Source organism: Mycolicibacterium chlorophenolicum, assembly GCF_001044235.1.
In the GTDB taxonomy this organism is placed as follows: domain Bacteria; phylum Actinomycetota; class Actinomycetes; order Mycobacteriales; family Mycobacteriaceae; genus Mycobacterium; species Mycobacterium chlorophenolicum.
In genome coordinates this window covers 34082-49693 of the sequence record NZ_JYNL01000023.1, presented here as the reverse complement: position 1 = coordinate 49693, position 15612 = coordinate 34082, and the positions used below count along the sequence as shown (strand labels likewise).

Annotated in this window: 13 protein-coding genes; 10 read left to right on the top strand and 3 right to left on the bottom strand. The window is 69.0% G+C overall.

All coding sequences use genetic code 11. The annotated features are described in order from the left end of the window. Positions 1 to 13: 13 nt before the first annotated feature. Complete coding sequence (locus tag MCHLDSM_RS36000) at positions 14 to 1393, bottom strand: beta-propeller fold lactonase family protein (RefSeq protein WP_053082968.1); 1380 nt, start codon at positions 1391 to 1393, stop codon at positions 14 to 16. A 659-nt stretch (positions 1394 to 2052) separates the two neighbouring features. Between MCHLDSM_RS36000 and MCHLDSM_RS12340 the strand changes: the two genes are divergently transcribed. The 8 genes from MCHLDSM_RS12340 to MCHLDSM_RS12305 all read left to right on the top strand — a co-directional run bounded on the left by MCHLDSM_RS12340 (position 2053) and on the right by MCHLDSM_RS12305 (position 9818). Then, entirely contained in the window at positions 2053 to 2595 is a 543-nt protein-coding gene (locus MCHLDSM_RS12340) for a hypothetical protein (protein WP_109788822.1), read from the top strand. A gap of 63 nt (positions 2596 to 2658) precedes the next feature. After that, complete coding sequence (locus MCHLDSM_RS12335) at positions 2659 to 4035, top strand: mycothione reductase (RefSeq protein WP_048470349.1); 1377 nt, start codon at positions 2659 to 2661, stop codon at positions 4033 to 4035. Then, entirely contained in the window at positions 4032 to 5429 is a 1398-nt protein-coding gene (gene zwf, locus MCHLDSM_RS12330) for a glucose-6-phosphate dehydrogenase (RefSeq protein ID WP_048470348.1), read from the top strand. Before MCHLDSM_RS12335 ends, zwf begins: the two co-directional genes overlap by 4 nt. Next, on the top strand, positions 5422 to 7221 hold the full coding sequence (locus tag MCHLDSM_RS12325; RefSeq protein WP_048470347.1) for a glycoside hydrolase family 15 protein: 1800 nt from the start codon (positions 5422 to 5424) through the stop codon (positions 7219 to 7221). Before zwf ends, MCHLDSM_RS12325 begins: the two co-directional genes overlap by 8 nt. 15 nt (positions 7222 to 7236) lie before the next feature. Continuing rightward, positions 7237 to 7860, top strand: coding sequence for a TIGR03085 family metal-binding protein (locus MCHLDSM_RS12320; RefSeq protein ID WP_048470346.1), 624 nt, complete (start codon positions 7237 to 7239; stop codon positions 7858 to 7860). 16 nt (positions 7861 to 7876) lie between these two features. After that, positions 7877 to 8809 (top strand): LLM class F420-dependent oxidoreductase, encoded by a 933-nt coding sequence (locus tag MCHLDSM_RS12315; RefSeq protein WP_048470345.1) that lies wholly within the window; start codon positions 7877 to 7879, stop codon positions 8807 to 8809. Positions 8810 to 8848: 39 nt separating this feature from the next. Then, positions 8849 to 9301: a hypothetical protein gene (locus MCHLDSM_RS12310; RefSeq protein ID WP_322788641.1), complete on the top strand. Its 453-nt coding sequence runs from the start codon at positions 8849 to 8851 to the stop codon at positions 9299 to 9301. A 25-nt stretch (positions 9302 to 9326) separates the two neighbouring features. After that, entirely contained in the window at positions 9327 to 9818 is a 492-nt protein-coding gene (locus MCHLDSM_RS12305; RefSeq protein WP_048470343.1) for a hypothetical protein, read from the top strand. A gap of 2 nt (positions 9819 to 9820) precedes the next feature. Here MCHLDSM_RS12305 and MCHLDSM_RS12300 read toward each other — a convergent pair whose 3' ends face one another. Beyond that, entirely contained in the window at positions 9821 to 10381 is a 561-nt protein-coding gene (locus MCHLDSM_RS12300) for a TetR/AcrR family transcriptional regulator (RefSeq protein WP_048470342.1), read from the bottom strand. Positions 10382 to 10562: 181 nt separating this feature from the next. On the opposite strand from MCHLDSM_RS12300, the gene MCHLDSM_RS12295 reads away from it, so the two are divergent. Next, entirely contained in the window at positions 10563 to 10997 is a 435-nt protein-coding gene (locus MCHLDSM_RS12295) for an MmpS family transport accessory protein (protein WP_048470341.1), read from the top strand. After that, on the top strand, positions 10994 to 13837 hold the full coding sequence (locus MCHLDSM_RS12290) for an MMPL/RND family transporter (protein ID WP_048470340.1): 2844 nt from the start codon (positions 10994 to 10996) through the stop codon (positions 13835 to 13837). The genes MCHLDSM_RS12295 and MCHLDSM_RS12290 overlap by 4 nt, the downstream gene beginning before the upstream one ends. On the opposite strand, the gene MCHLDSM_RS12285 is transcribed toward MCHLDSM_RS12290, so the two are convergent. Continuing rightward, entirely contained in the window at positions 13817 to 15607 is a 1791-nt protein-coding gene (locus MCHLDSM_RS12285) for an Hsp70 family protein (RefSeq protein WP_048470339.1), read from the bottom strand. The genes MCHLDSM_RS12290 and MCHLDSM_RS12285 overlap by 21 nt on opposite strands. Between the last annotated feature and the right edge of the window lie 5 nt (positions 15608 to 15612).

Below are 15612 nucleotides of genomic sequence, written 5' to 3'. Positions count from 1 at the left end.
AAGGCCCCGTGAATCACACCTGCAGTACGGAAACGGAGTCGTTGAAGCTGTTGGTGACATAGGCGCGGGTGCCGTCGGGGCTGATCGCCACTTCGTTGGGCGAGTCGCCGACGTCGATGGTGGCGAGCACGGTGTTGGTGGAGGTTCGAATCACCGACAGCGTGTCGTCTTCCTTGTTCACCACGTACAGGCGAGTGCCGTCCGGGCTCATCGCCACACCCCGCGGATCCTCACCGACGTTGATGGTCGCGATGATGGCATCGGTGTTGGTGCTCCGCACGGTCACGGTGCCGTCGTCCCGGCTGGCGTAATAGACGCGGGTGCCGAGGGAATTGAACGCAATCCCCGACAGCCAGCCTGCGTTGGTGTCGACGTGGGTCACCGCCTCGGTGACGATGTCGACCTTGTCCAGCCAGTCGATCTGCGTGGCGACGTAGACGCTGCCGCCCTGCGGGTTGACCGCGAGGCCGTACCCGGTGCCGTTGAGGAAGATTGCGGAGAGGACGGTGTTGGACGCAGCGCTGATGACCGACAGCGTGCTTCCGTTCTCCTGGGATCCGATGACATAGACGCGGGAGCCGCCCGAGCTCACGGCGACTCGCTCTGCGGAGGTGCCGACGGGGATGGTCGCGACGACGGTGTTGGTGCTCGTCCTGATCACCGACACGGTGCCGTCGAGGAGATTGGTGACGTAGGCGCGCGTGCCTGCAGGGTTGACCGCCACACCGCGCGGCATCTCTCCGACCGGGATCGTCGCGGTGACCGAACTGGTCGCCGTGTCGATCACCGACACGGTGTCGTCGAGTGCGTTGGCGACATAGGCCCGCGTGCCGTTGGGGCTGAACGCCACCCCGTCCGGGGCCTCGCCGACCTCGATCGTGTCGATCACCTTGATCGGGTGGGCCAGGCACGCCCCGGCGCAGTTGGCCAACACGGCCACGTCGACCGTGGTCGTGGTGCTGCGCCCGAAGCCCGGCCCCAACGCAAAGGAGTGTGCGCTGCGAGGAGCGCTGACGTCGGCGACCCGAACGACGAACCGGTCGGTGCCGCCGGACGCCGCCATCTCACGGCCCGGCGTGTAGACGAACGTGCCGTCGGGGCTGACCACCGCTGAACCGCTGCGGGGCCGCTTGGTGATCGTGAACGTCAACGGGCCGTCGTCGGCGCCGCGCGCCACCAGGTCACCGCGCACCGCGGTCACCAATCCGTTGGCATCAAGGGTCTGGATGTTCTCGGTCGGGTCGTAGCCGGTGGTCGGGGTCTTTGGAAATCGTGTGCGCCGGGCCTCGGGCCAGGCCATCGACAGCCACTCGAACACGCCGGGCGACTGCAGCGGCACCGCCGGCGCGGGCGGAGTCGTCGCAGCGGGCACCGTGATCGAATCCGAAAGCACCTTTCTCTCTGGAACTTCCGCGGTGGCCGTCACCTTTTCCGTCGACCCGGAATCGACCGCCTGAGGCGGTTCAGCAGCGGGAGCGGACCGCCGCGCGCGCCGCTTGGGAGCCGGACCGTCATCGTCGCGTCGGTGGCGGACGACGCTTCGGCCTGACCCGGTTTCCGACGCACGAGCCGGTTCGGCTTCCTGGTCCTCGGAGCCCCTGGCCGGGTCCGGGTGGTCGGTCGAGGTTTTCGCACCTGACGCCGAATCCCTGCCGGACGATGCCGACGCGTCGGCCGAGGCTGACGGAGAGGACGGGGACGGCTCGGCGACGGCCGTTGCAGGACAGGCGATCGCCATTCCGACACCGACTGCGACGGCCATCCCCCCGGCCCACGACATCCGTTTCGTTGAGTCCATGATCTTCTCTTCCGCTCCCGTTCGACGTTGTCGCGACAAGCCGACACCCGTCGGTCGACTACCGATCCCAACAAGTCCCGGCCGCGCGCGGCCTGGGCTATCGGTACGGGACGTTAGGGAGCGCACCAGCGAGACGCTCGCGTAGTGCACTACGCGCTTTTCAGCCCACAACGCCCGCCGATCGGGTGCGGGACAATCCGACACCCGCGAGTCACTTCCGTCACACCGGCCACACTCTGCGTACGCTGGGCCAGGTGACGATGCGGCTGGTGACGGCGGGGGTGCTGGCCGTCGCCGTGCTCGCCGGCTGCCAGTCGTCGATCGAGGGCACCGCGACGCGCAGCCCCGACACCGGCATCGAACCCGACTTCCCGACGCCCCGGCCCAGCCGGTCGACGCCCCCGCCGGTCACCACCGCACCCGCGCCGTCGCCGACGGCACCCACCCGCGCGCCGTCCGGCGAGGTGCTCAGCCCGCAGAACGGCTACGTGTTCATCCAGACGAAGTCCGGCAAGACGCGCTGCCAGCTCGACGAGCAGGAGGTCGGCTGCGAGTCCGCGTTCACCAACGCACCCGAGGTCGAGGGCGAACCGGCCAACGGCGTGCGCCTCACCGCCGACGGCCGGGTCAGCTGGGTACTGGGCAACCTCGGCGCGATCCCGGCCGTCACCCTCGACTACCGCACCTACTCGGCGCTCGGCTGGACCATCGACGCCAGCGAGGACGGCACCACGTTCACCAACGACGGCACCGGCCACGGCATGACGATCAGCGTCGAGGGCGTCGAGAGCTTCTAGCTGTCACACATCAGTTACCCGCACCGGGTTTGACAGCGAAGACCCACCGGGAACAGCGGGTGGGTGCACACCTACGACCTCGTTGTCATCGGGGCCGGCTCGGGCAACATGGTCGTCGACGATCAGTTCGCCGATCTGGACGTCGCGATCATCGACGATCGCCAGTTCGGCGGCACCTGCGTCAACTACGGATGCATCCCGTCGAAGATGCTGTCCTACACGGCCCAGGTCGCCGACACCGTCCGCACGGCGTCCCGGTTCGGCGTCGACGCCGGCACTCCGCACATGCGATGGTCCGACGTGCGGGACCGCGTCTTCGGCCGCACCGACGCGGTGGCCGCGCAGGGTGAACAGGGTCGGCGGGACAGCGATTTCGTCACCGTCTACAACGGGCACGCGCGGTTCACCGGCCCGCGCCGGTTGGAGGTCGCGACCGCCGACGGCACGGTCGAGATCGAGGCCGAGCGGATCGTGATCGCGGCGGGCAGCCGCCCGGTGGTGCCCGAGGCCGTGGCGGATTCGGGCCTGCCCTACGAGACCTCCGACACCGTGATGCGCCGCGACGCCCCACCCGACCACCTCGCGGTGCTCGGTGGCGGCTACATCGCCGCCGAGCTCGCCCACGTCTTCGCCGCCGCCGGCAGTCGCATCACGATCATCGAGAAGTCCGGCCGCCTGCTCGGCGGGCCGCAGGACGACGCGGTGCGGCAGGTGTACACGGACCTGGTGCGCGACACGTACGACGTGCGGTGCGGCACCGAGCTGGTCGGGATCTCGGGCCGCCCGGGCGATCTGACGATCGAGCTCGACGACGGCTCGTCGGTACAGGCCGACACGCTGCTGGTCGCCGCGGGACGGCGCTCCAACAGCGACCGCCTCGACGTCGAGAAGGCGGGCATCGACACCCATGACGACGGACGCATCGCGGTGGACCGGTACTGCCGCACCTCCGCCGAGGGAGTCTTCGCCCTCGGCGACGTCAGCACCCCGATCCCGCTCAAACACGTCGCCAACCGCGAAGCCGCCGTCGTCCGGCACAACCTGCAGCACCCTGACGATCTGCACGCGATCAGCCACGACCTGGTGCCGTCGGCAGTGTTCACCGACCCCCAGATCGCGTCCATCGGGCGGACCGAGGACGACTGCCGGCGCGACGGGCTCGACTACCGCGTCGGCGTCGCCGAGTATCCCGACGTGGCCTACGGATGGGCGATGGAGGCCACCGTCGGTCTGTGCAAGGTGCTCGCCGAACCCGGCGGCGCCATTCTCGGCGCGCACCTCATCGGCGCCCAGGCCGCCAGTCTCATCCAGATCTTCGTCGTCGCCATGAACTTCGGCGTTCCGGCCCCGGAACTGGCCCGCCGGCCCTACTGGATCCACCCGGCGCTCAGCGAAGTCGTCGAGAACGCCCTGTTGAACCTTCAGGAGTCACCCACATGACCGTCGACCCGTTCGTCCTGGTGCTGTTCGGCGCCCGCGGCGACCTCGCCCGCCGCATGCTGTTCCCCAGCATCTACCGCCTCGCCGCCGCCGGGCACCTTCCCGAGGACTACGCGATCATCGGATCGGGACGCAGCGCGCCTGACAGCATCGACGCGTTCCGTGATTCGGTCCGCACCGGCCTGTCCGAGTCGGTCGACGATCTCGACGACGGCGTCGTCGACACGCTGTTGCAGCGCTTGTCTTTTCAGACGGCCAGCGCCGACGACGGCTCTGATCTGGCGTCCGCGGTGGATGGCGCGCGATCCGACGTCGGCGCCGACGCCCAGACGGTGATCTATCTGTCGGTGCCGCCCACCGCGATGGAGTCGATGATCGCGATGCTGGGCCGCGAAGGGCTCGCCGACGGCGCCCGGATGATCATCGAGAAGCCGTTCGGCACCGACCTCGACAGTTCGCGGGCACTCGATGCCACGGTGTCCTCGGTCACCGACGAGGACCGGGTGTACCGCATCGACCACTTCCTCGGCAAGGAAGCGGTGCAGAACATCCTCGCCCTGCGCTTCGCCAACGCGATCCTCGAATCCGCCTGGAACAGCGACCATGTCGAGTCCGTGCAGATCGACGTGCCCGAGGACCTCGGCCTGGAGGGCAGAGGCAGCTTCTACGAGTCCACCGGATGTTTCCGCGACATGGTGACCACCCACCTGTGCCAGGTGCTCGGCTTCGTCGCGATGGAGCGACCGGAGACGGTCGACGCGGACGCGCTGCGGGAAGCCAAAGCCGCGGTGTTCCAGGCGATGCGTCCGCTCGACCCGAACCGGGTGGTGTTCGGCCAGTTCGACGGCTACCGCGACGACGATGACGTCGCCGACGACTCGCAGGTCGAGACCTTCGTCGCGCTCGAAGCGTTCGTCGACAACGACCGGTGGCGTGGGGTGCCGTTCTACCTCCGCACCGGGAAGGCGTTGGCGGACAACCGACGTACCGTCACGGTGACGTTCCGCACCCCGCCGTCACCGTTTCCGGGGGCCGCGCCGCAACCCGATCAGCTGGCCCTCGAGCTGAGCGAGACACCGCTGGCGACACTGGTTCTCAACGTCAAACGGCCCGGCCCCGACACCACCGTCGAGCCGCTCGGCGCCCACCTCGAACTGGCCCGGACCGAGCACGAGGACGACGCGCTGGACGCCTACGAGCGGCTGCTGCTCGATGTGATGCGCGGGGATCAGACGCTGTTCGCCCGCGGCGACGAGGTGGACCGGCTCTGGCAGGTGTGCCAACCCGTGCTCGATCACCCGCCGTCGGTGCAGCCCTATCAGAAGGGCTCGTGGGGGCCGGAATCCGCGCTGAGGCTGCCGGGCCCGCGCGGGTGGCGGCTGCCCGATGCATGACGGCCCGTCGATCGCGCAGCACGGATTGATCGGCGATCTGCGGACCTGCGCACTGGTGGGGACCGACGGCACCATCGACTGGTTCTGTGCGCCGAGGTTCGATTCGCCCAGCGTGTTCGGCGCGATCCTGGACCCCGAAACCGGCGGTAGCTGGCGGCTGACGCCGGTCTGCGACAGCGCCGCGTCACATCAGTTCTACTTCCCCGAATCGGCCACGCTGATCACCCGGTTCCTCACCGAGCACGGCGTGGTCGAGGTGCACGACTTCATGCCGGTGCTGCGGCCCGGCGACGCCGAGCACAGGCAGCGTCTTGTCCGCCGGATCGTCGCGGTGCGGGGCACCACAACGGTGCGCATGACCCTCGATGCCCGACCGGACTACGGCAGAACGCGTTTCGCGGTGAGTTCGCGCGCCGGCGGGATCGACTTCCGCTCCGACGAGCTGGCGATGACGCTGACCTCGACCACCGATCTCACCGTGGACGACGGGGTGGTCGGCGCCGAGTTCACGGTCCGCACCGGCGAGGTCGCGCAGTTCGTGCTGGAGGTGCTCGACAGCCCCGACGGCGATGCCGACGACGCGCACGACGTCGACGCCCTGTTCGAGGCGACCGCCCAGTTCTGGCGGACCTGGCTGGCGCAGTCGCGCTATCGGGGGCGCTGGCGCGAGATGGTGGAGCGGTCGGCGATCACGCTGAAACTGCTCACCCACGAGCCGTCCGGCGCGATCATCGCAGCACCCACCACCAGCTTGCCGGAAACCGTTGGCGGCGAAAGAAACTGGGACTACCGCTACGTGTGGATGCGCGATGCCGGGTTCAGTCTGTACGCGCTGCTGCGGCTGGGCTTCAACGACGAGGCCAACGCGTTCATCGAATGGCTGTCGCAACGGCTCGGCCGAGGCGACCGCGAAGCCGACGGCCTGGGGCCGCTGCGGGTGCTCTACGACATCGACGGCAACGCACCCGAGGAGATCGAACTCGACCATCTGCGTGGGCATCTGGACTCGACGCCGGTACGGGTCGGCAACGCCGCCGCCGAGCAACTGCAGCTCGACATCTACGGCGATCTGATCGATTCGGTCTACCTGTTCAACAAATACGGAGCCGGCATCAGCCACGACGCCTGGTCGGACGTCAGCTACGTCATCGGCTGGGTGGTCGACAACTGGGAACGCGACGACGCCGGGATGTGGGAGGTCCGCGACGGCGACAAGGCGAACACCACGTCGCGGCTGATGTGCTGGGTGGCACTCGAACGGGCCATCCGCATCGCTCGCCAGCGCGGCCTTCCCGCCGACCTGGTGACCTGGTCGCGGGTCCGCGACGAGATCTACGACCGGATCATGACCGCGTGCTGGAACGCCGAGCTCGAGACGTTCACCCGGTTCGAGCACGGTGACACGCTCGACGCCGGTGTGCTGCTGATGCCGATGGTGAAGTTCGTCTCGCCGGTCGATCCCCGATTCCTGTCGACCCTGGCCGCCGTCGAACGCCAGCTCGTCACCGACAGCCTGGTGTTCCGGTACGACCCGAACAGCGACGACGGCCTCGACGGGGAGGAGGGCACGTTCTCGCTGTGCACCTTCTGGTACGTCGAGGCGCTCACCCGGGCGGGAAGGCTGCGGGACGCCCAGCTGGCGCTGGAGAAGATGTTCACCTACGCCAACCACGTCGGTCTCTACGCTGAGCAGGTGAGCGCCACCGGCGATCAGGTCGGCAACTTCCCGCAGGCCTTCACGCACCTGTCGTTGATCAGCGCCGCGATCAACCTCGATCGCGCGCTCGGCTGAAAGGAACCGACGGACATGACCGTTGCCCAGCGAGAACGCGCCGCCCTGGTGGCCACGTTTCGCGACACCGCCCCCGACGAGCGCACGCTGTGCGAGGGCTGGGACGCCCGGGACCTGGCCGCGCACCTGGTGGTGCGGGAGCGTCGGCTCGACGCCGCGCCCGGCATCCTGATCCCCGCGTTCGCCGACTACACCGAGCGGGTGCAGAAGCAGGTGTCGGCCTCGACGGACTGGGACGCCCTGGTGGACCAGGTCGCCGACGGGCCGCCGCTGTATTCGCCGTTCAAGCTGCTGGATCCGATCGCGAACGTGGCGGAGATGTTCGTCCACCACGAGGACGTGCGGCGGGCGCGGCCCGGGTGGGAGCCCCGCCCGCTCGACGTGCAGACCGCCGGCGCGCTGCGCCGCCCGGTGGGCATGATGGCGCGGCTGACCCTGCGCCGCGCGCCCGCGAAGGTGGTGCTGCGCACTCCCCAGGGCGAGAAGGTGGCGACGGTCGGACGCGGGCCGCAGCTCACCGTCACCGGCGATCCCGGCGAGCTGCTGCTGTTCGTCGCCGGGCGCGACGAGGCCCGGGTCGAGTTCGACGGTCCCGCCGACCTGGTCGAGAGGGTGAAGGCGTCACGCGGCGGACTGTGACCCTAGGCTGAGAACCGTGGACTTCCGCATCTTCGTCGAACCCCAGCAGGGCGCCACCTACGCCGATCAGCTCGCGGTGGCGCAGACCGCCGAGAGCGCCGGCTACTCGGCCTTCTTCCGGTCGGATCACTACGTCGCGATGAGCGGGGACGGGCTGCCCGGCCCGACCGACTCCTGGGTGACACTGGCGGGTCTGGCCCGCGAGACGTCGACGATCCGGCTGGGCACGATGGTCACCTCGGCGACGTTCCGCCATCCCGGGCCGCTGGCCATCTCGGTGGCGCAGGTCGACGAGATGAGCGGTGGCAGAGTCGAATTCGGCATCGGCGCAGGCTGGTTCGAGGCCGAGCACAAGGCGTATGCGATCCCGTTCCCGCCGCTGGGCGAGCGGTTCGACCGGCTGACCGAGCAGCTCGAGATCATCACCGGTCTGTGGACCACCGAAGCGGGTCAGACGTTCGACTACAGCGGCGAGCACTACACCGTCGCCGACTCCCCCGCGCTGCCCAAGCCGGTCCAGTCGCCGCACCCGCCGATCATCATCGGCGGTGGCGGCGCCAAGCGCACACCCGCGCTGGCGGCGCGCTTCGCCGCGGAGTTCAACATCCCGTTCGTTCCGCTGGAGACGCTGACCACGCAATACGCCCGGGTCGCTGCGGCGGTCGAGGCGGCGGGCCGCGCGGCGGATTCGCTGACCTATTCCGCGGCGTTCGTGGTCTGCGCCGGTCGTGACGACGCGGAGATCGCCCGGCGCGCCGACGCGATCGGCCGCGAGGTCGACGAGCTGCGCAGCAATTCTCCGGCCGTGGGCACTCCCGACGAGATCGTCGACAAGCTCGGCCCGTTCGTCGAGGCCGGGGTCGAGCGGGTCTACCTGCAGCTTCTGGACATGTCCGATCTCGACCAGGTGCAGTTCTTCGCCGAGGCCGTCGTCCCCCAATTCGGCTGACCAGCCGATCCCGGCGCACCGCGGTTACTATCGGTGGCCGTGACCAGGCGGGATCGAGACGACGATGCGCGTCCCGAGCCGCCGTCGGTCCCGTGGCACAACCGGACCTCCACGCTGCTGGGCGCCAGCATCGCCGCGATCGCGCTGATCGCGGTGCTGATCACCTCGGCGTCGTGGGTGTCGCGGCAGTTCAACGAACCCGAGCAGGCCCCGCTGAACTTCGTCGACCCCACCTTCTCGACCACCGAGGACTCGTCGGTGACGCCCACCACGACGGGCACGATCACCAGCACGAGCCCCCCGATGACGACCGATATCAACCCGGAGTCGACCTCGCCGACCACGTCCGCGTCGGAGACCTCGGGCACGGAGACATCCGGCCCACCGCGCTCGACGCGCACGCCCCGCACCCGCGAGGACGACGGCGACGCGACCACCACCCGCAAACGTCCCCGGACCAACGTGACACGCACGCTCTACCCGGCGCCGTAGCGGCGAGAGCCTACTATCGGGATCCGTGGCGCGATACGGATCCGGTGACGACGAGAACTACTACTCCGAAGACGAGCCGACGCAGCTCAGCAACTACGGGTACGACCAGCCGCCGGCCGACGAAGGCGCCGCAGTTCCGTGGTACCGCAAACCGGTGGCGCTGGTGTCGTTCGGTGCGGTGGGCGCCGTCCTGATCGCGTTGATCATCTACGGTCTGGCCCGGGCGATCACCGGGGATGCCCCGTCGGAGCCGACGACCTCGTCGCTGACGCCCCTGACCTCGAGCTCCGCCCCGGCGGTCGCGCCGACGTCCACGGCGGCCGAGACCACGACCGCCAGCACGGAGCCGACCACCACCGAGCCCACGACGACGACCACCACCACCACGCCGACGACCACGTCACCGACGACCACCACGACGTCGCCGACGACCACGGTCAGTACCAGCACGAGCACCGTCACGCAGACCGAGACCCAGACGGTCACCGAGACGCCACCGCCGCCACCCACGCCCTAGCGTCAGGCGGGCGCGAGGATCCGGCCCGACAGCTCCAGCAGGATCCGGTGCAGTTCACCGTCGTCGACGTCGGCCAGGTCCGGGTCGGCGGCGGCCTTGCACACGCCGGACAGGAACACGGACTGGGCGACACGGTCGACAACGGTGCGGTCGGAACCCGCCAGCAGTTCGCGGATACGGGTGGCGACGACGTTGAATTCGGGCTGGCTACGGACCAATTGGTCGATGGCGGGATCGCCGTAGAAGTAGACGGCCAGCTGGCGGTAGCGCACCGTCATCTCGATCAGGCCGCTCACGATCACTGCCCGCCGGGGCTCGGCATCGGGGAGTGCCTCGGCGATCCGGATGACCCGGGCCATGTCCTCGATGGACGGCCTGAGCACCTCCAGCGCGATGTCCTCTTTGGACCGGAACTGGTAGTAGACCGCGGCTTTGCCCACCCCGACGCGGTCGGCGATCATCTGCAGCGAGGTGCCGTGCACCCCGTGCTCGGCGAAGAGGGCCAGCGCAGCATCGAGGACCCGCTGCCGGGCCAAGCCGCGCGGTGCCGTGGGTTTCGCCAAGTCGCCTCTGCCTCCCGGTCGCGTGAAGGGGTCCCAGAGTAACCCGGCGGCGATACCGACGTCGACGATTCGTCAGCCCTACCGTCAATTTAAGTTAGCCGTTCGGCTTGCTCTGCCCTGGTCGTCCCTCTAATGTTTGCGTGGCTAAGTACTCACGCATCCGCTGACGCAAGGGGCAGTCGTGGTCGGAATCGTCAAGCGGGTCTGGATTCCGCTGCTCATCCTCGTCGTGGTCGCCGTGGGCGGCGTCGTCGTCTACCGGATGCACGGGATCTTCGGCTCGGACAACGAGATCACCCGCTCGGGCGCCGGCCTGGCCCAGGATGCCGAGCCGTTCAACCCCAAGGTCGTGACCTACGAGGTCACCGGAACAGAAGGTGCTGTGGCGACCATCAACTATCTCGACCTCGATGCGACCCCCCAGCGGGTCGACGACGCACCGCTACCGTGGTCGATCACCCTGCGGACCACGAAACCCTCGGCCAGCGCCACCATCATCGCTCAGGGCGACGCCGGCACCATCAGTTGCCGCGTCATCGTCAATGACGAGGTCAAAGACGAACAGACGGCGACCGGGATCAACGCCCAGACCTCCTGCCTGGTGAAGTCGGCGTGAGCACCCACCGCACCGGCCGCGCCGGGATTCCCCGCTTCCTGCGTCTGTTCTGCGTCCCGGTGCTGTTGGGCTGGTTGGCGCTGACCGCCCTGCTCAACGTGATCGTGCCGCAATTGGAGGCGGTGGGCGCCGCCAACTCGACGTCGCTGACCCCCAACGACGCGCCCTCGCTGCAGGCCACCCAGCTGGTCGGAAAGCTGTTCGGGGAGTACGACTCGAACAGCTCGGCGATGATCGTGCTGGAGAGCGACAAGCCGCTGGGAGCCGAGGCCCACCGGTACTACGACGGGCTGGTCGCCGATCTGCGCAAGGACACCACGCACGTCCAGCACATCCAGGACCTCTGGGGCGATCCGCTGACGTCCTCGGGATCGCAGTCGGCCGACAATCTTTCGGCCTACGTGCAGCTCTACATCGCCGGCAACCAGGGTGAGACGCTGGCCAACGAATCCGTGGAGGCGGTCCGCGACATCGTCGCCGCCCATCCGCCGCCGGCGGGACTGAGGGTGTTCGTCACCGGCCCTGGACCACTGAACTCCGATCAGCAGCACGCCGGCGACAAGAGCCTGCAGCTCGTCACCGCGTTGACGTTCGTGGTCATCATCACGATGCTGCTCCTGGTCTACCGATCCATCGTCACGGTGCTCCTGGTGCTGGTGACCGTGGTGCTGGAGTTGGCGGTCGCGCGTGGTGTCGTCGCGTTCCTCGGCTACCACCACATCATCGAGTTGTCGACGTTCGCGGTGAATCTGTTGACGCTGTTGGCCATTGCCGCCGCCACGGACTACGCGATCTTCCTCGTCGGGCGCTACCACGAAGCACGCAACGGCGGTGAGGACCGCGAAACCGCTTTCTACACCATGTATCACGGCACCGCCCACGTCATCATGGGTTCGGGGCTGACGATCGCGGGCGCGACGCTGTGCCTGCACTTCACCCGTCTGCCGTACTTCCAGACCCTCGGGATCCCCTTGGCGATCGGCATGTTCGTGGTGACGATGGCGGCGCTCACGCTCGCGCCGGCGATCATCACCATCGCGTCCCGATTCGGTCTGCTGGAGCCCAAGCGCGGGCAGCGGACCCGAGGGTGGCGACGGATCGGTACCGCGGTCGTGCGGTGGCCGGGCCCGATCCTGGTGGCGTCGATCGCGGTGACGCTGGTCGGCCTCCTCGCGCTGCCGTCCTACACCACCAGCTACGACGACAAGAAGTACCTGCCCGCCACCGTGGAGGCCAACATCGGGTATCAGGTTGCCGCCAAACACTTTCCGCAGGCGCGGCTGAACCCCGAAGTGCTGATGCTGGTGTCCGACCACGACCTGCGCAACTCGACGGACATGCTCGTCGTGGACCGGGTGGCCAAGAGCGTCTTCCACCTGCCGGGGATCGCCCGGGTTCAGACGATCACCCGGCCGCTGGGCACGCCGATCGAAGGCAGCTCGATCCCGTACATCGTGGGTCAGCAGGGGGTGAATCAGAAGCTCACCCAGTCCTATGCCGAGGCCCGCACGGCCGACCTGCTCAAGCAGGCGGCGGACATCAACGACCAGATCAATGTCCTGCGCGAGCAGTTGACGCTGCAGCAGCAGAGCGCTGCAGCGCAGCAGGAGCAGACCGACGTGCTCAAGCAGACAGTGGCGGTGACCGATGAACTGCGGGACAAGATCGCCAACTTCGACGACTTCTTCCGGCCGCTGCGCAACTACTTCTACTGGGAACCGCACTGCTACGACATTCCGGTCTGCTACAGCCTGCGCTCCCTGTTCGACGCCCTCGACGGCATCGATCAGCTGTCCGGTCTGCTCGCGGAGACGACCATCAGCCTCGACAAGATCAACGCCTTGCAGCCCAAGCTGCTGGCGCTGATCCCGCCGCAGATCGCCAGCCAGGAACGCAATCGCGATCAGATCATGACGAACTACTCGACGCAGAAGGACCAGCAGGACCTGCAGGACCGGCAGCAGTCGGACCCGAACGCCATCGGCCGGGCGTTCAACGATTCGAAGATCGACGATTCGTTCTACCTGCCGCCCGAGGTCTTCGACAACGCCGACTTCAAGCGCGGCCTCAAGCAGTTCGTCTCCCCGGACGGTAAAGCGGTGCGGTTCATCATCTCTCACCAGGGAGATCCGGCGACGCCCGAGGGTATCTCGCACATCGACCAGATCAAGAACGCCGCGTTCGAAGCGATCAAGGGCACGCCGCTGGAGACCTCGAAGATCTATCTGGGCGGTACCGCGGCGACGTACAAGGACATGCGCGACGGATCCAACTACGACCTCGTCATCGCCGCGATCTCGGCGATCTGCCTGATCTTCATCATCATGCTGATCATCACCCGCGCGGCGATCGCATCGCTGGTGATCGTCGGGACGGTGGTGCTGTCGCTCGCGGCGTCCTTCGGTCTGGCAGTCCTGTTGTGGCAGCACATCATCGGCATCGAACTGCACTGGCTGGTGCTGGCCATGTCGGTGATCATCCTGCTGGCGGTGGGGTCCGACTACAACCTGCTGTTGGTGTCACGATTCAAAGAGGAACGCGACGCCGGGCTGAACACCGGCATCATCCGGGCCATCGCCGGCAGCGGCAGCGTCGTGACCTCGGCCGGCCTGGTGTTCGCCTTCACGATGATGTCGTTCGCGATCAGCGACCTCAAGGTGATGGCTCAGGTGGGTACCACCATCGGACTCGGCCTGCTGGTCGACACCCTGGTGATCCGTTCCTTCATGACGCCGTCGATCGCGGCGCTGATGGGCCGCTGGTTCTGGTGGCCGCAGAACGTCCGGGCCCGGCCAGCCCGGCGGCGGGCAGCGTCGACCTCAGCAGGTGGTCTCGGCTGAGGGGACACACTCGGAGGCCTCACCTGCCGATGGCGTCGGCGCGGCCGTAGCGGACGGCTCCGGGTCCGGACTGCTCGACGGGCTCGGCGAGGGTGACGGGCTGGGCTCCGGTGACGAACTCGGCGACGGACTCGGTTCGGGTGACGGCGAAGGACTCGGCGAGGGTGACGGGCTCGGCGAGGGTTGCGGCGTCGGCGTCGGCGTCGGCGACGGCGTCGGGCTGGGCTGCGGCGTCGGGGCGGGGAACGTTAACTGCGGCAACGGGATCCGTGGCCATGCCGGCGCGGGCAGCGGGGCGGGCGCGGCAGGCGCCGGAACAGGCGCCGCGGGGGCCGGTGCCGGCTGCGGAGCGGCCTGCTTGGCCACCACCTGCTGCTGCGGCGGCGGTGCAGCCGGCGCGGGTGCTGCTGCCGGTTGTGATGCGGGTGCCGCGGCCACCACGGTCTGGGTCACCGGGTCGGGAGGCGGCGGCGCGGCGGGCTGGGCCGCCGGCTCGAGGGCGTGCGTCGCGACGGGCGTGCTGATGTCCGACACGCCGGTCGCCACAGTGCCGTCCCCGCGGGCGATCTCGGCGGTCAGCACCACCCCGGCGACAGCGACGGCAGCCACGCATGCGGCGCCGGCGAGCCACACCGGCGAGCGCCGCCACCGGCTGTGCGCACGCTCCTGTGCAAAGGCCTCGTGGTCGAAATGCACCTCGGGCCGGGCAACGTCAGCGCGAGGCAGCGCGAATTCCGTGGCGGCCTCGTCGTCGGGCTCCTCGGCCGACCATGCCAGCGGCGTCGCGGCGGGCGCGAGCATGGTCGCCGCAGCCGGCGCCAGCGCGGTGGGCGCCTCGTACGCGGCGGACCGCACGGCGATCAGTTCCGCGCCGATCGCGGCAGCGGCCTGGGCATGCGGTGTGGTGATCACCGGGCAGCGCAGCGCTTCGGAAAGCCGTTGCGTGACAAGGGGTATGCGGGCCCCACCGCCGACAGTGACGACGGCCGCGAGGTGGGCGGGCGCGACACGGTGCCGGTGCAGCAGGTCGAGAAGCGCGACGACCAGCCGGTCGAGCGGACCGGCGATCACCGCCTGCAGCTCCGCCCTGGTGAGCCGGATCGTGGTGTGCGGACCGGCGAGCGCCGTCGCCGTCGCGTCGGACAACCGTTCCTTGGCGGCACGGCACTCGGCGCGCAGGTCGATCAGAGACGCCACGGCGGATGTCCCGGCCGGGTCGGCGTCGAGGCCGTCGACGACGTGCCGCAGCAGCGCCTGGTCGACGAGGTCGCCGGAGAACTCGTCGCAGCGCACGGTCTGCCCGATCACGGCGAGATCGTTGCCGGCGTCGGCCAACGTGATGTTCGTGCCGGAGGCGCCGAGGTCGCAGAGCACGACGACGCCGCGCGCAGGCACACCGACATCCGCGGCCGTGGCCGTGAGCGCGGCGGTCGCGTCGGAGACCACGTGCAGGTGCGGCGCCTGGGCGCGGAGCGCCGCGACGGTCGCGTCGGACCAGTGGGCCGGCACGGCGACGGCCGCGACGTCGGGCCGGCGCCGGGGTGCGGCACGCCGCGTCGCCGCTTCGATCGCGGCGGCGGCCAGCCGGTCCGCACGGTGGGCGGAGCCGTCGGCGGCGAGCATCGGCACCGGGTCGCCGACGCGGTCCACGAATCCGGTCACGGTGAGGCCGGGCCGCACCGCGACCGCCGCGGGCAGCATCAGCGCCCTGCCGTCGACGACGGTGACGAGGTTCGCCGTGCCCAGCGAGATCCCCAGAGAACTGCGCATACCTT